The 17,865-nt window shown below is 70.1% G+C and carries 21 protein-coding genes; 9 read left to right on the top strand and 12 right to left on the bottom strand.

Annotation, left to right across the window (positions count from 1 at the left end):
• Positions 1-239: mycothiol system anti-sigma-R factor (rsrA, locus tag VM306_RS41190; protein WP_325525229.1), on the bottom strand; the 239-nt coding region annotated here is incomplete at its 3' end.
• Entirely contained in the window at positions 236-901 is a 666-nt protein-coding gene (locus VM306_RS41185) for a sigma-70 family RNA polymerase sigma factor (protein ID WP_325525231.1), read from the bottom strand. The genes rsrA and VM306_RS41185, both read right to left, overlap by 4 nt.
• A 50-nt stretch (positions 902-951) precedes the next feature.
• Between VM306_RS41185 and ybaK the strand changes: the two genes are divergently transcribed.
• Entirely contained in the window at positions 952-1,428 is a 477-nt protein-coding gene (gene ybaK, locus VM306_RS41180) for a Cys-tRNA(Pro) deacylase (protein ID WP_325525227.1), read from the top strand.
• Here ybaK and VM306_RS41175 read toward each other — a convergent pair.
• A complete protein-coding gene (locus VM306_RS41175) occupies positions 1,425-1,931 on the bottom strand; it encodes a hypothetical protein (protein ID WP_325525225.1) in 507 nt (168 codons plus the stop codon). The genes ybaK and VM306_RS41175 overlap by 4 nt on opposite strands.
• Positions 1,932-2,064: 133 nt before the next feature.
• Positions 2,065-2,607, bottom strand: a complete 543-nt coding sequence (locus VM306_RS41170; RefSeq protein WP_325525223.1) for a DinB family protein — start codon at positions 2,605-2,607, stop codon at positions 2,065-2,067.
• Positions 2,608-2,672: 65 nt separating this feature from the next.
• Here VM306_RS41170 and VM306_RS41165 point away from each other — a divergent pair, with 65 nt between their 5' ends.
• Positions 2,673-3,530 carry a hypothetical protein gene (locus VM306_RS41165; protein WP_325525221.1) on the top strand — a complete coding sequence of 286 codons (858 nt, stop codon included), beginning with the start codon at positions 2,673-2,675 and terminating at the stop codon, positions 3,528-3,530.
• On the opposite strand, the gene VM306_RS41160 is transcribed toward VM306_RS41165, so the two are convergent.
• The gene (locus VM306_RS41160; RefSeq protein WP_325525220.1) at positions 3,527-4,138 is read right to left on the bottom strand and encodes an alpha/beta family hydrolase; all 612 of its coding nucleotides are present in this window, start codon (positions 4,136-4,138) and stop codon (positions 3,527-3,529) included. The genes VM306_RS41165 and VM306_RS41160 overlap by 4 nt on opposite strands.
• Positions 4,135-4,863, bottom strand: a complete 729-nt coding sequence (locus tag VM306_RS41155; protein WP_325525218.1) for an SOS response-associated peptidase — start codon at positions 4,861-4,863, stop codon at positions 4,135-4,137. The genes VM306_RS41160 and VM306_RS41155 overlap by 4 nt, the downstream gene beginning before the upstream one ends.
• 85 nt (positions 4,864-4,948) lie before the next feature.
• Between VM306_RS41155 and aroA the strand changes: the two genes are divergently transcribed.
• The 4 genes from aroA to VM306_RS41135 are packed head-to-tail and all read left to right on the top strand — an operon-like array spanning position 4,949 to position 8,439.
• Entirely contained in the window at positions 4,949-6,217 is a 1,269-nt protein-coding gene (aroA, locus tag VM306_RS41150) for a 3-phosphoshikimate 1-carboxyvinyltransferase (RefSeq protein ID WP_325525215.1), read from the top strand.
• 2 nt (positions 6,218-6,219) lie between these two features.
• Positions 6,220-7,233 (top strand): ribosome small subunit-dependent GTPase A, encoded by a 1,014-nt coding sequence (gene rsgA, locus VM306_RS41145; protein WP_325525211.1) that lies wholly within the window; start codon positions 6,220-6,222, stop codon positions 7,231-7,233.
• Positions 7,230-7,688 (top strand): hypothetical protein, encoded by a 459-nt coding sequence (locus VM306_RS41140; RefSeq protein ID WP_325525209.1) that lies wholly within the window; start codon positions 7,230-7,232, stop codon positions 7,686-7,688. Before rsgA ends, VM306_RS41140 begins: the two co-directional genes overlap by 4 nt.
• A gap of 34 nt (positions 7,689-7,722) precedes the next feature.
• Positions 7,723-8,439, top strand: coding sequence for an NAD-dependent epimerase/dehydratase family protein (locus tag VM306_RS41135; RefSeq protein ID WP_325525207.1), 717 nt, complete (start codon positions 7,723-7,725; stop codon positions 8,437-8,439).
• Here the strand turns inward: VM306_RS41135 and pruA are convergent.
• The gene (pruA, locus tag VM306_RS41130; protein WP_325525205.1) at positions 8,436-10,061 is read right to left on the bottom strand and encodes an L-glutamate gamma-semialdehyde dehydrogenase; all 1,626 of its coding nucleotides are present in this window, start codon (positions 10,059-10,061) and stop codon (positions 8,436-8,438) included. The two genes, VM306_RS41135 and pruA, sit on opposite strands and share 4 nt — an antisense overlap.
• A gap of 36 nt (positions 10,062-10,097) precedes the next feature.
• On the opposite strand from pruA, the gene VM306_RS41125 reads away from it, so the two are divergent.
• Positions 10,098-10,484: a VOC family protein gene (locus VM306_RS41125; RefSeq protein ID WP_325525202.1), complete on the top strand. Its 387-nt coding sequence runs from the start codon at positions 10,098-10,100 to the stop codon at positions 10,482-10,484.
• A 492-nt stretch (positions 10,485-10,976) separates the two neighbouring features.
• Here VM306_RS41125 and VM306_RS41120 read toward each other — a convergent pair whose 3' ends face one another.
• Genes VM306_RS41120 through VM306_RS41110 form a run of 3 tightly spaced genes read right to left on the bottom strand, consistent with a single transcriptional unit; the run spans position 10,977 to position 13,532 of the window.
• Positions 10,977-11,468 carry a DUF6912 family protein gene (locus VM306_RS41120; protein ID WP_325525200.1) on the bottom strand — a complete coding sequence of 164 codons (492 nt, stop codon included), beginning with the start codon at positions 11,466-11,468 and terminating at the stop codon, positions 10,977-10,979.
• Positions 11,465-12,856 carry a wax ester/triacylglycerol synthase family O-acyltransferase gene (locus tag VM306_RS41115; protein ID WP_325525198.1) on the bottom strand — a complete coding sequence of 464 codons (1,392 nt, stop codon included), beginning with the start codon at positions 12,854-12,856 and terminating at the stop codon, positions 11,465-11,467. The genes VM306_RS41120 and VM306_RS41115 overlap by 4 nt, the downstream gene beginning before the upstream one ends.
• Positions 12,857-12,866: 10 nt before the next feature.
• Complete coding sequence (locus VM306_RS41110; RefSeq protein WP_325525195.1) at positions 12,867-13,532, bottom strand: phosphotransferase; 666 nt, start codon at positions 13,530-13,532, stop codon at positions 12,867-12,869.
• Positions 13,533-13,637: 105 nt separating this feature from the next.
• Here VM306_RS41110 and VM306_RS41105 point away from each other — a divergent pair, with 105 nt between their 5' ends.
• On the top strand, positions 13,638-14,396 hold the full coding sequence (locus tag VM306_RS41105) for an RNA methyltransferase (RefSeq protein ID WP_325525190.1): 759 nt from the start codon (positions 13,638-13,640) through the stop codon (positions 14,394-14,396).
• A 15-nt stretch (positions 14,397-14,411) separates the two neighbouring features.
• Here the strand turns inward: VM306_RS41105 and VM306_RS41100 are convergent, their stop codons facing one another.
• The gene (locus VM306_RS41100; RefSeq protein ID WP_325525187.1) at positions 14,412-14,822 is read right to left on the bottom strand and encodes an HAD-IA family hydrolase; all 411 of its coding nucleotides are present in this window, start codon (positions 14,820-14,822) and stop codon (positions 14,412-14,414) included.
• Between the two features lie 66 nt (positions 14,823-14,888).
• Between VM306_RS41100 and VM306_RS41095 the strand changes: the two genes are divergently transcribed.
• Positions 14,889-15,305 carry an Rv3235 family protein gene (locus VM306_RS41095; protein WP_325525183.1) on the top strand — a complete coding sequence of 139 codons (417 nt, stop codon included), beginning with the start codon at positions 14,889-14,891 and terminating at the stop codon, positions 15,303-15,305.
• 107 nt (positions 15,306-15,412) lie between these two features.
• On the opposite strand, the gene secA is transcribed toward VM306_RS41095, so the two are convergent.
• On the bottom strand, positions 15,413-17,865 hold a 2,453-nt coding region (gene secA, locus VM306_RS41090; RefSeq protein ID WP_325525180.1), incomplete at its 5' end, for a preprotein translocase subunit SecA.

Here is a 17,865-nt window from a genome sequence, read left to right as displayed (position 1 = left end):
ACGATCGTGGCGCGGATGCGCGCCTTCAGCTCGGACGGGGCGAGATCCCCGCCGCACTTGCGCGCGAGCAACGCCTTGAGGTGCTCCTCCAGCCCGAACTGCTCCAGGCACGGATGGCACTCGTCGAGGTGTGTCTGCAGCGCCTCCCTGCGGCCCTGGTCACACTCCTGGTCGAGGTAAAGCCATACCTCGGACAGGACCTCTGAGCAGTCGGTGTCGTGGGGTTCGCCGCAGTTCATGACCCGTCTCCGTTGTTCCCTCGGAGGAAACCACGCTCACGTGCGACGTCGGCCAGCATGTCGCGGAGCTGGCGACGGCCCCGGTGCAGCCGGGACATCACCGTACCGATCGGGGTGCCCATGATGTCTGCGATCTCCTTGTACGCGAAGCCTTCGACATCGGCGAGGTAGACCGCGATCCGGAACTCCTCCGGCAACCGCTGCAATGCTTCCTTGACGTCGCTGTCGGGCAGGTTGTCGAGTGCCTCGACCTCGGCGCTGCGCAGCCCGGACGAGGTGTGGCTCTCCGCCTGCGCCAGCTGCCAGTCGGTGATCTCCTCGGTCGGCTGCTGGATCGGCTGGCGCTGCTTCTTGCGGTAGCCGTTGATGTACGTGTTCGTCAGGATCCGGTACAACCAGGCCTTGAGGTTCGTGCCCTCAGAGAAGGACGCGAACGCCGAGTAGGCCTTGAGGTACGTCTCCTGCACCAGGTCCTCGGCGTCCGCCGGGTTGCGCGTCATGCGCAGGGCAGCCGAGTACAACTGGTCGAGCATGGGCATCGCGTCGCGCTCGAAACGCGCAGCGCGCTCCGCCGTCGTCTCTGTCGTGCCGGTGGCGGGCACCGCGCTCCCTTCCCACAGGTTCTGGGTCGGGAACGACTCTACGCGGGACCGCTCGAGCATGTTCGTCACCACGTCCTACGTAACAACGGGGGTGCTGGTAGTAATTCCGCATGGCCGGACGTGGGACCCCCGCCACAGCGCTGCTGGACAAGCAGCGGGTGGCGCACACCTTGCACTCGTACGAGCACGACCCCCGCCACGAGTCGTACGGGCTGGAAGCGGCCGAGGCGCTCGGCCTGGTGCCGGACCGCGTGTTCAAGACGCTCGTGGCCGAAGTCGACGGCAAGCTCGCGGTCGGCGTCGTGCCGGTGACGTCGCAGCTCGACCTCAAGGGCCTGGCCGCCGCGTTGAAGGGCAAGAAGGCGAAGATGGCGGTCGTCGCCGATGCCGAACGCGCCACGGGTTATGTCGCCGGCGGCATTTCTCCTCTCGGCCAGAAAAAGCGGCTGCCCGTCGTACTCGACGAGTCGGTTTCACAATTCGAGACTATTTTCTGCAGCGCCGGCAGGCGTGGCCTCGAAGTCGAGATCACGCCTGCCGATCTGGTGCGCCTCACCGGCGCGGTGATCGCCCGGATCAGTGCCTAGCCGACGGGCCAGCCGATGTTCCCGATCTGCACGGGTACGCCGATCCACGACGGCCACGCGGTGACGATCCGGTCACCGAGGCTGCCCTGGCCGGGGAGGTCGAACTGGATGAACGCGGGGGTCACGCTCGAGCTCTTCTTCGGCGAGCCGATGTAGACGACGGCGCTGGAGTACCCGCTGACCGTCGCCTCGGTGTACTCGCCCTGGCCACCGGTCAGCGGGACGTTCATGTCCCGGCCCTCGGCGTCGAGGAACCGCACGTTGCTCAGGCTGCCGCCGATCGTGCAGGTGACGCCCTCGGCGGCGGTGAAGCTGATGACGTGCCCCTTGTTCGGGCTCGACGTCGGGCGCATGTCGTGGGCGGCGATCAGCAGGTCGTCACCGGTGCACCAGGGCGCGTCGGGCGACGTGCCGGCGGCCTGCGCGGCGGACGTTCCCGCGAGGGCCAGAGCGGCGGCGGCGACGAGCGAGCCGATGGTCGCGGACTTGCGGAGCCTGTTCAAGTGTTCTCCCGAATGCGAAGCGATTGCGTTCCCCTTACACCCCAGGTGACGCGATCACTTCGTATTCGGTTGTCCCGGTAAAGAATTCCCGTACTTCCGGCCGATCCCGTCTCGACTGGGAATCGCCGGTGCCTCACTCCCCGGTCTGACCGTCGACCGCCTCTCGCAGCAGGTCGGCGTGGCCGTTGTGGCGGGAGTACTCCTCGATCATGTGCGTGAGGATCCAGCGCAGGTTCGGCACGCGGCCGTCCCTCCACGGCGGACGCTTGGCCGACTGGCCGAGGCCATCTGTCTCCAAGGCCTCCGCGACGGCCTCGCGGGACCGTCCGACCTCGTCCTGCCAGAGCGCGACCAGGTCCTCGGCGGTGTGGTCCGCGGCCGTGTGCCAGTCCCAGTCGTAGTCGGCCTTCCAGTCGACGCTCGCCCACGGCTCCAACGGCTCGCGGTCGTGCAGGACGACGTGGAACCACTGCTGCTCGACGTAGGCGAGGTGCTTGACCAGACCGCCGAGGGTCATCGCGGACCTCGCGGTGGTCCTGGCGAGCTGGTCCGCGGTGAGCCCGCTGATCTTCCACGCGAGGGTGGCGCGCTGGAACTCCAGGAAGCCCACGAGGGTGGCGAGCTCGTCGCCGTCCATCGGAGGTTCGGGACGGCCCTGCTCGTCGAAGTCGCTCATGGCCGTGATCCCAGCCGAAGTCGTAGGGTGCCACTACTTGGTTTAGACCAATACGGGAGGCAGACGTGCGCATCCTCGATCTCGACCGCACCGGGCTCGCCGCGCTCCGCGGACCTGAGCTCTCCGGCGCCGTGGCCGCGTCCGAGGGCCGGACGATGGTCGCCGAGGTGTTCGCCGACCGCGCCGCGCTGTCGTTCGACGGGCAGAACGGCGTGCACAACGCCGAGCTGATGGCCGCGTTCGGCGCCGACGTCATCGTGCTGAACATGATCGACCGGGTCTGGGACGGCACCGCGTTCCGCTTCCCCGGCCTCGGTGAGCTGGGCAGCCTGCGCGAGCTGGCGGAGCGGATCGGCAGGCCGATCGGCGTCAACGTGGAGCCGGGGAACGTCCCCGGCCTGCGCAAGGCCACCGCGGAGAACGCGCGCAGGCTCGCCGACGCGGGTGCGGCGCTCATCGTGCTGACCGCCAACCCGAGCACGGACGGCTCCCTCGACGGCATGGCCCGCGCCACCGAGGAGATCCGCACGGAGGCCGCCCTCTGGGTCGGCAAGATGCACCACGCCGGCCACCCGGAACCGATCACCGCCCAGAAGCTCGTGCGCCTCGTCGACGCGGGCGCGGACGGCGTGATCCTCCCGATCCCCGGCACGCTGCCCGGCGTCACCAGGGAGGCGGCCGCCGAGGCCGTCGCGGCCGTGCACGAAAGGGGCGCCATCGTCATGGGCGCGATCGGCACATCGCAGGAAGGGGCGCACACCAGCGTCGTGCCGCAGCTCGCGCTCACCGCCAAGGAGATCGGGGTCGACGCGCACCACGTCGGCGACTGCTTCCTGCCGGGCATGGGCGACCCCGAGCTGCTGTACGCCTACTCGGTGGCGGTTCGCGGGCGCAGGCACACCTGGACCCGGATGGCGCGTTAGTCCAGCGGGCGCAGCACCCGGTCCAGCCACTCGCCCACCGACCGGCCGACGTCCGCGACGGACGCCTTCAGCGAGTGGTCGCCCTGCACCAGCACCACCTCGCGGTGGTGCGCCCTGCCCGGCAGGCCGAACGGGTCGTTCTCTCCCTGCACGACCAGCGTCGCGACCTCGACGCCGTCGAGCTCGGCCATGCGGGACTTCTCCGGCTTGCCCGGCGGGTGCACGGGAAAAGCGAGGCACAGCACGGCCACGGCCTGGCCCTCGACCGACGTGCGGCAGGCCACGCGGGCACCCGACGACCGGCCCCCGAACACCAGGGGCAGGCCGTCGAACCAGCGTTCCCCCAGGTCCTCGGCCACGGAGAGCCAGGCGGTGTCGAGCTGCTTGGCGGGTGCCGGGGCACGACGGCCCGCGACGCGGTAGGGCTGTTCGACCAGTGCCACGTGCACGCCGACGGAGTTCGCGGCGCGGCACGCGGCCACCAGGTCGGGGGCCTCGACGCCACCGCCTGCGCCGTGGCCCAGGAGCAGAGCCGCACGCGGTTCGTGGGCACAGTGCAGTGAGGCCCTCGCGGGGCCGTGCGGCGTGCCCACCAACAGCGTCGTCACGACAGCTCGAACAACGGGGGCGCGGGCTTCTCGTCCTCGGTCAGCGAGACACGGTCCATCAACGACGGGTTGTTGTTCTTCACGCTGTTCACCGCCGTCGACACGGGACGCAGCTCGAGCGCCTCGACGATCGACGGGTCGGGAGCGAGCAGCTCGCTCGGGTCCAGCGAGGCCGGGTCGAGCCAGGCCGACCAGCGGTCCGGCGGCAGCAGCAACGGCATGCGGTGGTGCACCTCGGTCATCGCGCCGATGGCGTCCGTGGTGAGCACCGCGCACGTGACGGTCGGGACGTCGTCCTTCCACCACACGGACCAGATGCCGGCCATCGCCAGGGACGTGTCGTCCCCGAGCGTCATGAAGTAGGGCTGCTTGCGCCCCTCGCCCGGCTGCCACTCGTACCACCCGGCGGCCGGGATGATGCAGCGGCGCTTGGTAGCGGACTGCTTGTAGGCGGGCTTGGTCAGCACGGTCTCCGCGCGGGCGTTGATCATCTTGGCCGCACCGGAGAGGTCCTTGGCCCAGTGCGGGACCAGGCCCCAGCGCATGACGCGGACGCTGCGCTCCAGCTCCTCGTCCTCCGGCTTGCGCTCGACCACCGCCATGACGTGCTTGGTGGGAGCGATGTTGTAGTCGGGCCCCGGTGCCTCGCCGCCGGTCCCGTCCACCGCGTCGAACTCGGCCGCCAGCAGCGCCGGGTCCTTGGTGGAGGCGTACCTACCACACAAAACCGATCACCTCCGAAGTCGTCATGATCCCACGCCGGGAACACCTGTGCGAGCTGCCGGTGCCGCGATGCGGGATCATCTGGGCATGACTCAGCACTGGTCAGCCCCCAGCGCATCCGGCCCAGTCCACTCGACGGTGCCGGTGCCCGGCTCGAAGTCGATCACGAACCGCGTTCTGGTGCTCGCGGCGCTGGCCGACGGGCCGTCCACCGTGCACGCGCCGTTGCGCAGCCGCGACACGGTGCTGATGGCCGCGGCGCTGTCGTCGCTGGGCATCGGGTTCACCGACCGCGAGGACGGCGGCTGGGACGTCGTGCCCGGTCCGCTGCGCGGGCCCGCCGACGTGGACTGCGGTCTCGCGGGCACGGTCATGCGCTTCCTGCCGCCCGCCGCCGCGCTGGCCGAGGGCGAGATCCGGTTCGACGGCGACCCCCACGCCCGTCTGCGGCCGATGAGCACCGTGCTGGGTGCGCTGCGGTCGCTGGGCGCGGAGGTCGAGGGTGACGCGCTGCCGTTCACGTTGCACGGCACGGGGTCGGTGCCCGGTGGCGAGGTGACGATCGACGCGTCGGGCTCGTCGCAGTTCGTGTCCGGGCTGCTGCTGTCCGCCGCCCGCTTCGACAAGGGCGTGACGGTCCGGCACGACGGCAAGCCGGTGCCCTCGTTGCCGCACATCGAGATGACGGTCCAGACGCTGCGCTCGGTCGGCGTCGAGGTGGACACCGACGGGACCAGCACCTGGCGCGTCGAGCCCGGCGTGATCAAGGCCAGGACGTGGCACGTGGAGCCGGACCTGTCGAACGCGACGGTGTTCCTGGCGGCGGCCGCGGTGACCGGTGGCGAGGTGACGATCCCGCACTGGCCCGCCACGACCACCCAGCCCGGCGACGCCGTGCGCGGCATCCTGGAGCGCATGGGCTGCGAGGTCGAGGTGTCCGAGCGGGGCCTGACCGTGCGCGGGCCGGCGAAGCTGTCCGGTGTGGACATCGACCTGCACGACGAGAGCGAGCTGACGCCGACCGTCGCCGCACTGGCCGCGCTGGCCGAGGGGCGCACGGTCATCCGCGGTGTCGCGCACATCCGCGGCCACGAGACCGACCGGATCGCGGCACTCGTGAACGAGATCAACGCGTTGGGCGGCAAGGCTTCCGAGACCGAGGACGGCCTCATCGTCGAACCGGTGCCGCTGCACGGCGGGGTGTGGAAGGCCTACGCCGACCACCGGATGGCGACCGCGGGCGCGATCATCGGCCTGGTGGTGCCGGGCGTGTCCGTCGACGACATCGGCTCGACGACGAAGACGATCCCCGACTTCCCCGGCATGTGGGACGCCATGCTCACCGGGGGCGCGTAGAAGTGGGCAAGCAGGACTGGCACAAGCTCGACGAGTCCGACGTGCGCGTGCGCCCCGGCAAGGGGACGCGACCGCGCAGCAAGAGGCGCCCGGAGCACGCCGACGCCGAGACCGCGATGGTGATCGGCGTCGACCGCGGCCGCTGGACGTGCGCGATGGAGTCCGGCGCCATCGTCACGGCGATGCGTGCGCGCGAACTGGGCCGCACGCCCGTGGTGGTCGGCGACCAGGTCGGCATCGTCGGTGACACGACGGGCCAGCCGGACACGCTGGCCCGCATCGTGCGCGTCGGGGAACGCACCTCGGTCCTGCGCAGGACCGCGGACGACACGGACCCGTTCGAGCGGGTCGTCGTCGCGAACGCCTCGCAGCTCATCATGGTGGTCGCGCTGGCCGATCCCCCGCCGCGCACGGGTTTCATCGACCGCTGCCTGGTCGCCGCGTACGCCGGTGGCCTGGAACCGGTGCTGTGCCTGACGAAGTCGGACCTGGCGTCCCCGGACTCGCTGCTCGCCCTCTACACCGAGCTCGACGTGCCGGTGATCGTGACGCGGTCCGACGAGGAGCCCGCCGCCTTGCGCGCGCGCCTGGCGGACACCGTGTCGTGCCTGATCGGCCACTCGGGCGTCGGCAAGTCCACGCTGGTCAACAAGCTGGTGCCGGACGCGAACCGCGCGGTCGGCGTGGTGTCCGGCGTCGGCAAGGGCCGGCACACCTCCACCCAGGCCGTGGCGCTGAAGCTGCCCGGCGGCGGCTGGGTCGTGGACACGCCGGGCATCCGCTCGTTCGGCCTCGCGCACATCACGCCGGACGACATCGTGAAGGCGTTCCCGGACTTCGCGGAGGCGGCGGAGGAGTGCCCGCCGGGCTGCGGCCACCTCGGCGCGCCGGAGGACCCGGGCTGCATGCTGGACGAACTGGTGCCCGACGCCCCCGGCAGGCTGTCGTCGTTGCGGCGGCTGCTCGCCTCCCGCGCCGGTCTCGACGACTACTCCGAACGAACGGACGACGCGTGATCAGGCCTCTTCTCGTGCTCCTGCTCGGCGCGCTGACGGCGTGCACCCCGGCGCAGCCCGCCGCCCCGAAGTTCGAGGACACCGACCCGTGCACGCTGCTCGCCTCCGGTGACGCGGGCCAGCTCGCCGGCACTCCGGCGAGGGACGGCCGGTCGTGCGACTTCGAGTTCGACTCGGTGACCGTGGAACTGACGTTGCAGACCGGGAAGTTCGCGGACGCGTCGGCCTCGTTGCTGTCCGATGGCGGCTACGGCGCGGTGGTGAACGACCACCCGATGACGCGCCGTTGCGAGGACGCTTCGGGCGAGGTGACGTGCGACGCCGTCGTCGAGGCGCGGGACGGGCAGCTCATCGGGTTGAAGGTCGTCCAGCGCAGCCACGACCCCAACGCCGTCGGGCAGGTCTCGCAGGGACTGGCCGCCAAGGCGCTGGAACGGCTGCCTGTCACATCCTGAGGCGCCGCCTCGTCCCCTGGTCATGAAGGTATTCGTGATCGGTGCGACGGGTGTCATCGGACGGGAGGCGGTGCCGCGGCTGCGGGCCGCCGGGCACGAGGTCGGGGTGCTGGACCGGCGCACGACCTCGATGTTCGACGCTGTGCGGCTCGCCTCCGCTTTTGCGGGGTGCGACGCCGTGGTGAACCTCGCCACGCGCATCCCGCTCAGCGCCAAGGCCGTGCTGGCCAGTGCGTGGGCCGAGAACAACCGCATCCGCACCGAGGGCAGCGCCGCCGTGGCCGAGGCGGCGCGGCTGGCCGGGGTGGGGCGGATCGTGCAGGAGGGCATCTCGTTCGTCTACGCGGACGGCGGTGACCGGGAGCTCGACGAGGACGCGCCGCTCGACCCGGTCGGGCACGTCGCGAGCTCGGTGCAGGCGCAGCACAACGTTCTCGCGCACCCCGGCGGTGTCTTCCTGCGCATCGGGATGCTGATCGGCGGCGAGGCGCAGTCGCCGCCGGTGCTCGTGGGCGACGGCTGGATGTCGGTCGTGCACCCCGGTGACGCGGCGGCCGCGGTCGTGGCCGCGCTGGACGCGCCTCCAGGGATCTACAACGTCGCGTCGCCGGTGCTGAAGCGGGACATGGGGATCACGCGGCTGCCGGCGTTCGTCGGCAGGTTCGCGGCGTCGTTCGAGGTGTTCTCGCGCTCGCAGCGGGTCGTGAGCACGAAGCTCACGAATGCGACGGGCTGGAAGCCGCGCACCTAACCCATGTGCGGGTACCTGTGGTCCGTCGGCGGGACGAGGGTCTCCTTGATGGCGCGCGGGCTCGTCCACCGTTGCAGGTTGTAGATCGAGCCCGCCTTGTCGTTGGTGCCGGAGCCGCGCGACCCGCCGAACGGCTGCTGCCCGACGACCGCGCCCGTCGGCTTGTCGTTGACGTAGAAGTTGCCCGCCGCGAACCGCAGGGCGCGATGCGCCTGTTCGACGGCGACGCGGTCGCGCGCGAAAATGGCGCCGGTCAGGGCGTAGGGGGTGGAGGACTCGATGATCTCCATCATCCGCGGGAAGTCCGCGTCCTCGTAGACGTGCACCGCGAGGATCGGCCCGAAGTACTCCGTGGTGAAGATGTCGTGGTACGGGTCGGTGCCGAGCAGCACGGCCGGGTCGACGAAGTAGCCCACCGAGTCGTCGCACGAGCCACCGGCCAGCACCTCGACCGACGTGGACGCCGACGCCATCAGCAGCGCCTCCTTGTGCTTGGTGAACGCACGCCGGTCGATCACGGCGCCACCGAACACCGACAGGTCCCTGACATCGCCGTACGACAGGGACTTCGTGACGTCGAGCAGCCGTTCCCGCACCTCGCTCTCCCACAGCGAACGCGGGATGTAGGCCCGTGAGGCCGCACTGCACTTCTGGCCCTGGTACTCGAAAGCACCGCGCACGAGCCCCGTGACGAGAGCCCGGGGATCGGCGGAAGCGTGTGCCAGCACGAAGTCCTTACCACCGGTCTCACCGACGACGCGCGGGTAGGCGCGGTAGTTGTCGAGGTTGCCCGCCATGGTCTGCCACAGCGCCTTGAACGTGCGGGTGGACCCGGTGAAGTGCAGCCCGGCGAAGTACCTGTCCCGCAACGCCACCTCGCTCACCGCCCGCCCGTCGCCCGTGACGAGGTTGACCACCCCCGGCGGCAGACCGGCCTCCTCGAGCAACCGCATGGTGAAGTGCGCGGCCAGCTGCTGCGTCGGTGACGGCTTCCACACCACCGTGTTGCCCATCAACGCGGGCGCCAGTGGCAGGTTGCCCGCGATGGCCGTGAAGTTGAACGGCGTGATCGCCACGACGAACCCGTCGAGCGGCCGGTGGTCCATCCGGTTCCACACGCCGGGACTGCTGCGCGGCTGCTCCTCGAGGACCCGGCGGCCGAAGTGGACGTTGAACCGCAGGAAGTCGATCAGCTCACACGCCGAGTCGATCTCGGCCTGCTGCACGGACTTCGACTGCCCCAGGATCGTGGCGGCGTTGAGCGTGTCGCGCCACGGCCCGGCAAGCAGGTCGGCCGCCCTCAGCAGCACCGCGGCCCGCTCGTCGAACGGCAGCTCCTGCCAGCCGGGCGCCGCGTGCTGAGCAGCGCGCATGGCATCGGCGACATCGGAGTTCGTGGCCTGCCCCGTCTGACCGAGAACGTGCCGGTGGTCGTGCGGCTGAACGACGTCGATGCGCTCGCCGGCCATCCGCTGCTCTCCGCCGATGGTCATGGTGAGCTCGTGCGTGGTGCTTTCGAGCTCCGCGATCCGTGCCTGGAGGCTGGCGCGCCCGGCGCTCTCGGGAGCATAGGCGCGCACTGGCTCGTTGACCGGTTCGGGTGCAGACGTGACGGCGTCCATTCCCCCATCGTGGCACGCGGTAGTAGGGTCCGTCGGGTGGCGCGGGTGACTGGCATCGGCGGGGTTTTCCTGCGTTCACGGGATCCTGCGCGCTTGGCGGCCTGGTACCGCGACAACCTCGGCGTTCCGATGAGCGAGAAGGGCGCCGTCACCTTCCACTGGCTCGACACCGCCACGTCGGACCACCCCGGGACCACGACGATGGCGTTGTTCGCCCAGGACACCGAGTACATCGGGGAGCCGCATCAGCGGACCATGCTGAACCTGCGGGTCGATGACTTGGTTTCGTTGATGGCGAAGCTGAAGGCTCGGGGGGTTGAGGTCCTGCCTGAGACCGAGGATTCGGAGTTCGGGCTGTTCGGGTGGTGTGTCGATCCGGAGGGGAATCGGATCGAGCTGTGGGAGCCGGCTGAAGGTATGTGACCTGGGCTCTGGGGGTCGGCTTTGCCGTGCTGGTTGCGGTTCCAGCGGAGGGGTCACCCTTGGCCGTGTCTCGTCGCGTTCCAGCGTGGTCGTTCAGGCAGTGTCGACGCTTCGGGGTTCATCGCCGCTTCGCGTCGATTGCGATTGGGGCTTGACTTCGGGGCCCTTGCGAGGCGCTTCATCGGATGGAAGAGGTCGGATGCTTCGCACCCGCCCGATCCCGGCAAGGTAGCACCTCGCGCCCAAAGTCAAGCCCCAATCGCACAGCTAGGGGCCACACCGCTTACCGGCGGTTCACAGGGCTGTCCGGCTCGCTTCGTATCGCCACTGGGCGTACCCGGCAAGTAGCGCACCAGGGCGTTCCCGGCAGGAACCGCACCGGGGCGTGCCGGCAGGGACCGCACCTGGGCGAGCCCGGCTGTCGGTGCCCCGCACTAGAATGAAAATTGGGGGTACCCGGCCCGCGCCGTGTGTGTGTTGCGCGCTATCGGCCTACATGAGCTCCAGCACGAACGGCAGTTCCTGCGGTGCGTACCAGGCCAGTTCGTGGTCCTCGGCGCTGCCCAGCGCGAACTCCGCGTCCGGGTCGCCCAGGTCTGCCGCGTCCACCACGTCTGCCGCCGCTCGCACGTCGTCCTCGGCTTCGGCCGTGTCCATGTGCACGGACGCGACTTCCTTCAGCGTCACCGGGCCTCTCATCTTCACCACCGAGAAGTCGAGGTCCGGGCGCAGCGTCACGTCGTCGACGTCCACCGCCAGCACCGCGCGGCGTGGTTCTGCCTTCTCGTCGCCTGCCAGCAGGCGCAGAGAGGCTCGGGCCGCGTCCAGCATCGCGGCGTACTCGAGCTCTTCCGTGTCGCCGGCTGCGTAGGACTCGCGCAGGGCCGGGGTCAGCGCGAACGCCGTGCCGCCGATCGGGGTCAGTTCGCCCGTGTCGACGAACGTGCGCAGCATCGACACCGTGGCCGGGATGTACACCCTCATGCAGTCGCCGTTCCCATCAGTTCCTCCACCGACTCCTCGACCATGGTCGCGAGAACGTCCACATCGGACATGGCGTCGCGGTCGCCGTTCAGCCCGAAGTACACACCGCCGTCGTACGACGTCACCCCGATGGCCAGCGCCTGGTTCTTGGCGAGCGGGACCACCGGGAAGATCTCGGTCATTCTCGCGCCCGCCGCGTACAGCGGCACCTGCGGGCCCGGGACGTTCGTGACGATCACGTTGAACAGTCTGCGCGAGAACGACGACGCGGCCCGTGCGCCCAGGGCGTGCAGTGTCGGCGGCGCGAAGCCGGAGACCTTCACCAGTGCGTCCGCGGCTACGGACTGGCCGGACTCCTTGTGCGCGCGCATCGCGTGGCTCACGTGGTGCAGGCGCACGACCGGGTTCGGTTCGCCCACGGGCAGGTCGACCAGGTAGGCGCTGACGTTGTTGCCCGAGTCCGGGTCCGCCTCGCGGACCGACAGAGGGGCCATCGCGCGGATCGTGGTGCTGCCCGTGACATTCTCGCCGCGGCTGAGCAGCCAGTTGCGCAGGGCGCCGCTCAACGCCGCCAGCACCACGTCGTTGACTGTGCCGCCGTGTGCCTTGCGGATCGCGCGCAGGTCGTCGAGCTGAGAGCGCGCTACGGCGAAACGGCGTTGCGGCGAGCTGATGCGGACGTTCAGCGGGGTGCCGGGCGCGGGGGTCGCGGCGGTCCTCACGGCGGAGGCCAGCACGCCGAACGCGTTCAAGACCTTCTCGACCGTGTTGACGGTGTCGAGGGCGGCGCTGCGGACGTTCTCGACGAGCTCGCCCGGGCTGTGCACGATGTCGGTGACCGCGTCGGCCACCAGTTGCAGCGGGCTGGGTTCCGGCTGCGGCATCCAGAGGTTCTCGACGTTCGTGCGCGGCGACGGCGACACGTCCAGCATGACCTGGCCGATCTCCAGCGACGCGATGCCGTCGACCATGGCCTGGTGGGTCTTCGTGATGACCGCGGTCTGGTTCTTCGCGAGGCCCTCGACCAGGTAGATCTCCCACAGAGGGCGGGAGTGGTCGAGCGGGCGCGAGATCAGGCGCGCGACGAGGTCGTGCAGCTGCGTGTCGGTGCCCGGTTTGGGCAGGGCGCTGCGGCGCACGTGGTAGGTGACGTCGAAGTCCGGGTCGTCGACCCAGACCGGGCGCGCGATGCGTCCCGGGACGTGCACGACCTTCTGCCGGTAGCGCGGCACGAGGCTCAGGCGCTGCTCGATGAGGTCGACGAGCTTGTCGTAGTCGAAGCCCGCCTTGGGGCGCCGGAACACGGCCACACCGCCGACGTGCATCGGCGTCGTGGAACCCTCCAGGTAGAGGAACGAGGCGTCCAGCGCTGACAGGCGGTCCGGCATGCCACCCAGCCTAGTGGCGCGAGCGGTCCATCAACTTCTCGAGCGCCGCGCGTTCCAGCGGATCGCGGTCGTGGCGCTCCAGCCGGATGCGCGCGGCCTCCGGGATCGCCTCGATCGCCTTCGGGTCGACGTTGGCCATGAACGACCTGAGGAACCGCCACCGCGTGAGCTTCCTGACCGGCGCGAGGCGGGCGACGGCGAGCGACACCCAGCTGAGCGCGACGTCGAGCCGGCGGTCGCCCTTGGTCGCGGACGCCCAGTCGAGCACGACGGGGCCTTCCGGGCCGAGCACGACGTTGCCGGGGTGCAGGTCGAGGTGCAGCAGGTCGCCCTCGCCGCTCAGGAAGTCCGGTGCCGCGATGACGTCGAGGCGGTGGTGCAGGTCCGCGAGGTCGCGGCCCAGACCGCCCGCGAGCCACGGCCTGCGGCCGATCTCCTCGGACATCCGCGGGCCGGGCACGTACTGCATGACGAGCTCGTCCGCGGAGACGTCGTGCACGCGCGGGACGGGGATGCCGTGGCTGCTCAGATACACCATCATTTCGGCCTCTATGCGCAGGTCACGGCCGGTGCGCGTGCGTTTGACGAGCAGCCCGTCGGACCGGATGAACACGTCCGAGTCCTGGCCGCTCGCGAGATGTTGACGTTGCGCGACGCTGCGCGTACCTGCCGCCATGTGACGATCATCATCGATATGATCCGAAGCACAAGGGCCGAACGGCTCTAGTCAGGCTCTTCACCCGTTTGAGCCTGCTGTGCGGGGCTCTGTCACCCTCTTGCTGTGGAGATCTCGCCCAAGGACCGCTTCGTCACCGTCTACGGCCGCAAGCCAGTGCTGGAGGCACTGGACGACCCCGCTCTGTCGGTGGACAAGGTGGTGCTCGCCGACACCGCGCGCGGCCCGGCGGCGCGCGAGATCCTCGACGCGGCACGGTCCCGCGGCGTCCAGGTGCAGCGGGCGACCGCCCAGCGCGTGAAGGTGCTGGCGGGCAACGGCAAGCAGGACCAGGGCGTTCTCGCCGACGTCGTCGCGCCGCGCATGAAGCCGCTGGCGCTGGCGTTGGAAGAGGGATCGATGCGGTCCGTGCTGGTGCTCGACGGCATCACCACGCCCGCGAACGTCGGCATGATCCTGCGCACCGCCACCGCCGCGGGCATCGACGGCATCGTGGTACCGCGCCGTGGCGTCGCCTCGATCGACCCGCTCGTGGTCAAGGCCTCCGCCGGCGTGGCCTTCCGAGCCCCCGTGCTGCGCTGCGGCACCGCGGCGGAGGCCTCGGCCTTGCTGCGCGCCTCCGGCTATCCGCTCTACGCGCTGGATTCCCACGCCTCGGACACGATCTACTCCGCCTCTTTCGGCGAACGCGCCGCTTTCGTCCTGGGCAGCGAGACGTCCGGGATCACCGACGACGTGCGCCCGCACATCACGTCGTGGCTCTCGATCCCGATGGCGGCGGGCGTGGAGTCGCTCAACGTGGCGTCAGCGGCGGCCGTGCTCTGCTTCGAACTGGTGCGACGCGCTCAGAACCACCCGGCGTGACGGCAGGTGCTGCCTTCACTCGCGGAACGCGATGGCCAGCAGCACTTCCAGCTCCTCGAGGGTGGACCGCGTCGACCGGTGGTGGACGCCGACCATGCCCGCCTCGGCTGCGCCCCGGATGTTGACGGCGAGGTCGTCGACGAAGACGCACTCCCCCGGCTCCAGGTCCAGCTTGGCGGCCGTGAGCAGGTAGATGTCGACGTCCGGCTTCGCGAGCCCGACCTCACCGGAGAGGATCGTGACGTCGAAGAGGCCCGCGAACTCGTGAGGCGGCTGCCACCAGCCGTCCGCATTGGACAGCAGAGCGGTCTTGAGACCGTGCCGCTTCGCCTTGCGGAGAGCGGTGAGCAGCGGCGGTTCGTGCGGGTTGTCCTCACCGGGATCGGTCAGGACGCCGCCGTAGTCGAGCACCAGAGCCTTGAGCACGGGGGAAAGGTACCCACTTTCGGGTGGCTCGTGTCCTGATGACGGCTCCGGCTCGCCTGGTTCGGCATGCCGCCTGTCGTTCGCCGTCTCGCCGCCTACGAGCCCCCGGTCGGGGATGCCGCGTGGGTCGCGGTCATCCCGCTGCCCCGTCCCCGGCCCGTCTGGCAGCCGGAGCCGGAGCCGCCGTCGCCCGTGCTGGACGCCGCCCGGTTGGTCGGGGTGGTGCTGGAGGTGCTGGACGGACGGCGGACCGCTCGGCTGTTGCGGGAGGTCGCGGTGCCCGCGCTGGCGGGGCGGTTGGGGTGCTCTGTCCGGCCTCGGAGCACGCGGATGGTCCGGGCGCCTCGGGTCTGCCACCCGTCCCGGCTGGTGGCGGAGATCTCCGTGACCGTGCGGCGGGAGGGGCGGGTGCTGGCCGTGGCGGCACGGGCCGAGCACCGGGGTGGGCGGTGGTGGTTCACCGCGTTCACGGTGCTGGAGTGAGACGCCGTGTGCAGCGGACGGCGGTGATCCACCGCGTCAGGGACACGGCCCGAAACGCCGCGTGGGCCGCGCTCCTGGAGGAACGCGGCCCACGCGCTGCTGGACGATCAACGACCCCGGCGCTGGTTCTTCGCCGCCTGACGGGCCGCCTCGCGGCGCTCCTTGCGGGTGCCGCCACCCTGCTGGCCACCGGCGCCGTTGGACTCGCCGTGCTCGTCCACGCCGCCGTCCTCGGCCGGGCCGCTGTAGTTCAGGTGCTGCTGGCCGGGGCCGCCGAGGCCCTTGCCGCGCAGGGCCGGCGGGATGGCGCTGCCGCTCGACAGCTGCGCCATCGCCGGGCCAGAGGGGGCCTGGACCCGCTGCTGGGCCTGCTGCTGGGCGGCGGCCGCCGCGCGGGCACGTGCACGTGCGCCGCTCTGCGGGCCGGAGCTCACCTGCGGCAGGGCCTGCGGGGCCGCGCCCAGGGTCACGGGGACCTGGGGCTCGGCGGGCGGCTCCGGCTCGGCCGCTTCGACCTGGAGGTTGAAGAGGAAGCCGACGGTCTCCTCCTTCAACGCGTCGAGCATCGCGTTGAACATGTCGAAGCCCTCGCGCTGGTACTCGATGAGGGGGTCGCGCTGCGCCATGGCGCGCAGGCCGATGCCCTCCTTCAAGTAGTCCATCTCGTACAGGTGCTCGCGCCACTTGCGGTCCAGGACGGACAGCAGGACGCGGCGCTCCAGCTCACGGGTGGCGCCTTCGCCGACGCGGCCGTCGATCTCGGCCTCGCGCTCGCGGTAGGCCTTCAGGGCGTCCTCGACGAGGAGGTCCCGCAGGTACTCGCGGGTGACGTCCTCATCGGACTCGAGGATTTCCTTCGGGTCCAGCGAGATCGGGTAGAGCGTCCTGAGCGCGGTCCAGAGCTTCTCGAAGTCCCAGTCCTCGGCGTAGCCGTCGGCCGTGGCGCCGTTGACGTACTCCTCCACGACGCTGATGATCATGTGCTCGACCTGCTCGCGCAGGTCCTCGCCCGCGAGGACGCGGTGGCGCTCGGCGTAGATCACCGTGCGCTGGCGGTTCATGACCTCGTCGTACTTGAGGACGTTCTTGCGGATCTCGAAGTTCTGCTGCTCGACCTGGGTCTGCGCGCTGCGGATCGCGCGGGTGACCATCTTGTGCTCGATCGGCACGTCGTCCGGCACGTTCAGGCGCGTCATGACCATCTCGACCATGGACGCGTTGAAGCGGCGCATCAGCTCGTCCTGCAGCGACAGGTAGAAGCGCGACTCACCGGGGTCGCCCTGACGGCCGGTGCGGCCGCGGAGCTGGTTGTCGATGCGGCGCGACTCGTGGCGCTCGGTGCCGAGGACGTAGAGACCACCGGCCTCGCGGACCTCGTCGGCCTCCGCCTTGCCCTGGATCGTCAGCTCCTCGACGATCTTGGCCCACGCGGCCTCGTACTCCTCCGGCGTCTCCACCGGGTCGAGCCCGCGCTCGCGCAGCTCGTGGTCGGCGATGATGTCCGGGTTGCCGCCCAGCACGATGTCGGTACCGCGGCCGGCCATGTTCGTCGCGACCGTGACGGCGCCCTTGCGGCCCGCCTTCGCGATGATCAGCGCCTCGCGGTCGTGGTGCTTCGCGTTCAGGACCTCGTGCGGAATGCCCCTGCGCACCAGCAGCTTCGACAGGTACTCGGAGCGCTCGACGCTCGTCGTGCCGATCAGGACCGGCTGGCCCTTCTCGTGCTTCTCGACGATGTCGTCGGCGACCGCGTCGAACTTCGCCTCCTCGCTCTTGTAGACGAGGTCGGGCATGTCATTGCGCTGCGGCGGGCGGTTCGTCGGGATCGGGACGACGCCCAGCTTGTAGGTCTGGTGGAACTCGGCCGCCTCGGTCTCGGCGGTACCGGTCATGCCGCCGAGCTTCTCGTAGAGGCGGAAGTAGTTCTGCAGCGTGATCGTGGCGAGGGTCTGGTTCTCCGCCTTGATCTCGACGTTCTCCTTGGCCTCGATGGCCTGGTGCATGCCCTCGTTGTAGCGGCGGCCGGCGAGCACGCGGCCCGTGAACTCGTCGACGATCATGACTTCACCGTTGCGGACGATGTAGTCCTTGTCGCGGTTGTAGAGCTCCTTCGCCTTGAGGGCGTTGTTCAGGTAGCCCACCAGCGGCGTGTTCGCGGCCTCGTAGAGGTTGTCGATGCCGAGCTGGTCCTCGATGAACTCCACACCGAGCTCGGTGACGGCGACCGTGCGCTTCTTCTCGTCGTACTGGTAGTGGTACGACTTCGACTTCTCCTCGATGACCTCGAGGCGGTCCTTCTGCGACAGCTGCGTGACGTCGATGCCGCGCATGCGCGGGACGAGCCGCGCGAACTCCGTGTACCAGCGCGCCGACTGCTCGGCGGGGCCGGAGATGATCAGCGGCGTGCGGGCCTCGTCGATGAGGATCGAGTCGACCTCGTCGACGATCGCGTAGTAGTGGCCGCGCTGCACGCACTCGTCCAGGCTCCACGCCATGTTGTCGCGCAGGTAGTCGAAGCCGAACTCGTTGTTCGTGCCGTAGGTGATGTCCGAGTTGTACG

Source organism: Lentzea sp. (assembly GCF_035525475.1).
In the GTDB taxonomy this organism is placed as follows: domain Bacteria; phylum Actinomycetota; class Actinomycetes; order Mycobacteriales; family Pseudonocardiaceae; genus Lentzea.
The sequence above is the reverse complement of the archived record's forward strand: the minus strand, read 5'-3'. Positions and strand labels throughout refer to the sequence as shown.

Bases quoted from the DNA above. Each gene is read 5' to 3' on its own strand.
- VM306_RS41185 (WP_325525231.1), bottom strand. From the start codon at position 901: ATGCTCGAGCGGTCCCGCGTAGAGTCGTTCCCGACCCAGAACCTGTGG.
- ybaK (WP_325525227.1), top strand. From the start codon at position 952: ATGGCCGGACGTGGGACCCCCGCCACAGCGCTGCTGGACAAGCAGCGG.
- VM306_RS41170 (WP_325525223.1), bottom strand. From the start codon at position 2,607: ATGAGCGACTTCGACGAGCAGGGCCGTCCCGAACCTCCGATGGACGGC.
- aroA (WP_325525215.1), top strand. From the start codon at position 4,949: ATGACTCAGCACTGGTCAGCCCCCAGCGCATCCGGCCCAGTCCACTCG.
- pruA (WP_325525205.1), bottom strand. From the start codon at position 10,061: ATGGACGCCGTCACGTCTGCACCCGAACCGGTCAACGAGCCAGTGCGC.
- VM306_RS41120 (WP_325525200.1), bottom strand. From the start codon at position 11,468: ATGAGGGTGTACATCCCGGCCACGGTGTCGATGCTGCGCACGTTCGTC.
- VM306_RS41115 (WP_325525198.1), bottom strand. From the start codon at position 12,856: ATGCCGGACCGCCTGTCAGCGCTGGACGCCTCGTTCCTCTACCTGGAG.
- VM306_RS41110 (WP_325525195.1), bottom strand. From the start codon at position 13,532: ATGGCGGCAGGTACGCGCAGCGTCGCGCAACGTCAACATCTCGCGAGC.
- VM306_RS41095 (WP_325525183.1), top strand. From the start codon at position 14,889: ATGCCGCCTGTCGTTCGCCGTCTCGCCGCCTACGAGCCCCCGGTCGGG.